The 2,480-nt window shown below is 58.0% G+C and carries 3 protein-coding genes and 2 pseudogenes; 1 reads left to right on the top strand and 4 read right to left on the bottom strand.

Annotated features, from left to right (window positions below):
* Nucleotides 1-269: IS66 family insertion sequence element accessory protein TnpB (gene tnpB / locus GGI60_RS32890; protein ID WP_183920503.1), on the bottom strand; the 269-nt coding region annotated here is incomplete at its 3' end.
* Nucleotides 190-546 (bottom strand): transposase, encoded by a 357-nt coding sequence (locus tag GGI60_RS32885; RefSeq protein ID WP_183920505.1) that lies wholly within the window; start codon nt 544-546, stop codon nt 190-192. The genes GGI60_RS32885 and tnpB, both read right to left, overlap by 80 nt.
* 118 nt (nt 547-664) lie before the next feature.
* Here GGI60_RS32885 and GGI60_RS31575 point away from each other — a divergent pair.
* Nucleotides 665-970 (top strand): annotated as a pseudogene (locus tag GGI60_RS31575) (transposase); the annotation flags it as partial.
* 263 nt (nt 971-1,233) lie between these two features.
* On the opposite strand, the gene GGI60_RS31570 reads toward GGI60_RS31575, so the two are convergent.
* Both GGI60_RS31570 and GGI60_RS31565 read right to left on the bottom strand, forming a co-directional pair.
* A complete protein-coding gene (locus tag GGI60_RS31570) occupies nt 1,234-1,722 on the bottom strand; it encodes an IS110 family transposase (RefSeq protein WP_312863482.1) in 489 nt (162 codons plus the stop codon).
* A gap of 139 nt (nt 1,723-1,861) precedes the next feature.
* Nucleotides 1,862-2,347: pseudogene (locus tag GGI60_RS31565) on the bottom strand (IS630 family transposase); the annotation flags it as partial.
* Between the last annotated feature and the right edge of the window lie 133 nt (nt 2,348-2,480).

The following is a 2,480-nucleotide window of genomic DNA, read 5'->3' as shown; positions in this document are numbered from 1 at the left end:
AGGCAGAACCCTTGGCCGTCCCACCACAGAAGTTTGATACGGTCGGCGCGTTTTCCGCGGAAGCCGAAGATTGCGCCTGAGCCCGGCGCCTCCTTTACGACCGTTTCGACCAGCGCCGACAGACCATCAATGCCACGCCGCATATCGGTCACCCCGCAGGCCAGATAAACCCGCACACTCCCCGCCCGATCATGCCGCCTCAACACAAGCGACCAGCGACGACAGCACCTCAAGATCCATGTCAGCCGCAATTCTGAGCACTCGGCCATTCCTCAGGACGATTTCAACGTCTTTGCATCTCGACCGAGGATCGCTCCTCTTGGAGCCGTCACTCACGCTCTCCGATCCCCCGACAAGCGACACCGGGACGAACGATAAGGTCTCTGGAAATTTCAATTCGGGTGGCGAGAACTTCTTTCGCCATGCGTATATCTGTTGCGGAAGAACGTCGTGCCGGCGCGCTACATCGAAAAACTCCCATCCGCGCTGAACGCTTCCTGCAATATCGAAAGCTATCTGTCGACCATCGACGTTGTCGCTCGGCACCCGTCAGGATCTCAACCTTGGCCATTCATACCCTGTTACGTCACAAATGAATCATCTGTGTCGTAACTTGCGCTAATTCCGCACCTGACCAAAACCGACTCACCGGACGCTCACGCCGAGGCGGCGTCAGGAATGGTTTGATGGCCAGCTCGATCTCGATCCCGCCAAGTTGGTTTTTATCGATGAGACCGGTCTTTCCACGAAGATGGCTCGACCGCGCGGGCGATCCCTATGCGGACAACGCTGCCGGTCGGCCGTTCCCCACGGACACTGGAAAACCAAGACCTTTACAGGCGCGCTCAGGCTTTCCGGCATGACGCCACCGATGGTCCTCGACGGCCCGATGAACGGTGTGGCATTCCTGGCCTACATCGAACAGCTCCTCGTGCCGACGCTCAGTCCGGGGGATACTGTCATCATGGACATGTGTGGACGCCCCCGTTTGTGCAAGAAAAATCTTTTGAAGAGCAAGGAGCGTGGTCGGGGGCTGACATGTGTCCGGCCTCTAAGTTGCGGCCATCAGATGCCGCGGGCCCGTATGGGAGTTCGCGGAGCGGGTCCAATTCAATCTGGCGCGCTCGTGGCGCGTATCCATGATCTGGTTCTCCCGATCCCGTCTCGTTGACCGTTGCACCATACTCTCCTTTTGACCTTCTCACACTTCGCCAGTTCGCTCCGAGAAGCGAACTAACACTGCAGGACCGGTGTCCGATAGGTTCCTCCCTTGCTCAGCAACGCCCACACGATGCGTGCTGTCTTGTTAGCAAGGGCGACGATCACCAGCATGGGCGGTTTACGTTCCAGCATTTGCGAGAGCCAAGGATCCCGTGATCCCTTCCGCATTGCCCAGCGTACGGCCGCGCTGGCCCCGATGATCAGCAATCGACGTAAGGTCCGTTCACCCATGCGCGAGGTCTCGCCGAGCTTCTGCTTCCCTCCTGAGGACCGTTGCAGTGGGGTTAGGCCGAGCCACGCCGCAAAGTTGTGCCCTTTCTTGAACGTTGTCGCTGATGGGGCCAGTGCTGCGAGTGCGGTCGCGGTGATCGGTCCTATCCCAGGAATCGTCATCAAACGCTTGGCTTCAGCATCCTCCCTAGCTCGTCGTGCAATCTCGCGATCAAATACGGCTACTCTCTCATCCAGCGACTGTAACTGCACGACAAGCAGCGATAAGATCGGGCGCGCGGCTTCAGGAATGGCAGCATCGTTGTCCTCAATTGCTGCGACAAGCTTGGCGGCATGGAAAAGCCTTGCGCAGCCACAAGGCCGGTTTCAGCAAGATGGCCACGTATCGCATTAAAGTCTGTCAGGTTTATTATGAACCATACCCTGCATGTCTGAGGTAGTTGGAGCACTCTTGGGGACTGAACGTCTTCAAGAGGTCTCCAATGCGTCTCCATGTTGTTTCAACGGTTCGTTCGTCTGCCTTTCTGACGAGTGTCTTGAGCTTTGCGAACATCATCTCGATGGGATTGAGGTCGGGGCTGTAGGGCGGCAGGAAGAAGAGATGTGCACCGACATCTCGGATCGCATCGCGGGCCGGCTTTCCTTTGTGGCTTCCGAGATTGTCGAGGATGACGATGTCACCGGCTTTGAGTGTCGGGACCAGACATTGCCGAACCCATGCGGTGAAAGCGATGCCATTGATGGGACCATCGAGGACGAAGGGGGCAACGATGCTATCGCGGCGTAAGCCGGCCAGGAAGGTCAGTGTCTTCCAATGACCATGAGGGACTTCTGCAATGAGGGGCTCTCCCCGCTGACACCATCCGCAGGTGCGTGTCATATTGGTCTTGACCCAGGGGTGAGTAGGCCGGAGGGATTTCACCTGCCGGCCTCCGGTGCGGGAGAAATTTACCTGCCGTGACTGCGAGGCGCGCCGCGCGGCTTCATCGGCCCTCATCTGCTGGCGACGATCCTCTTCGATAAGTTTG

It is taken from the genome of Rhizobium lentis (assembly GCF_014200175.1).
GTDB classification, from domain to species: domain Bacteria; phylum Pseudomonadota; class Alphaproteobacteria; order Rhizobiales; family Rhizobiaceae; genus Rhizobium; species Rhizobium mulingense.
The sequence above is the reverse complement of the archived record's forward strand: the minus strand, read 5'-3'. Positions and strand labels throughout refer to the sequence as shown.